Here is an 865-nt window from a genome sequence, read left to right on the forward strand (position 1 = left end):
TGTAATAACGCAAATTGGCGGTATCGGAATATCAACCGATTGTCCATCACCTACGCCTTTCGGCCTCGGCTTAGGTCCCGACTAACCCTGAGCGGACGAGCCTTCCTCAGGAAACCTTAGGTTTTCGACCAATAAGATTCTCACTTATTTCTCGCTACTTATGCCAGCATACTCACTCCTGTACAGTCCACCGCTCCTTTCGGTACGACTTCAATCCATACAGGAAGCTCCTCTACCACTGATACTTACGTATCAATCCATAGCTTCGGTGGTAAGTTTTAGCCCCGGACATCTTCGGCGCAGGATCTCTCGACTAGTGAGCTATTACGCACTCTTTAAATGAGTGGCTGCTTCTAAGCCAACATCCTAGTTGTCTTAGAAATCCCACATCCTTTTCCACTTAACTTACACTTTGGGACCTTAGCTGATGGTCTGGGCTGTTTCCCTTTTGACCACGGATCTTATCATTCGTAGTCTGACTGCCTTGATTCAAGTATATGGCATTCGGAGTTTGATAGGGTTCAGTAACTGTTGTCAGCCCCTAGCCCATTCAGTGCTCTACCTCCATTACTCATTCAAGACGCTAGCCCTAAAGCTATTTCGAGGAGAACCAGCTATCTCCGAGTTCGATTGGAATTTCTCCGCTATCCACAGCTCATCCCATGGTTTTTCAACACCAACGTGGTTCGGTCCTCCACGGAATTTTACTTCCGCTTCAACCTGTCCATGGATAGGTCACCCGGTTTCGGGTCTACGACATGCAACTTTTCGCCCTATTCAGACTCGGTTTCCCTTCGGCTGCGTATCTTAAATACTTAACCTTGCTACATATCGTAACTCGCTGGCTCGTTCTACAAAAAGCACG

General features: G+C 47.4%; 1 rRNA gene. It reads right to left on the reverse strand.

Annotated elements, in window-relative coordinates:
* Window positions 1-865 (reverse strand): 23S ribosomal RNA (locus tag P8V03_RS19010); the annotation flags it as partial.

The sequence above is a fragment of the Clostridium tanneri genome (assembly GCF_033659955.1).
Taxonomy (GTDB): domain Bacteria; phylum Bacillota; class Clostridia; order Clostridiales; family Clostridiaceae; genus Clostridium_AM; species Clostridium_AM tanneri.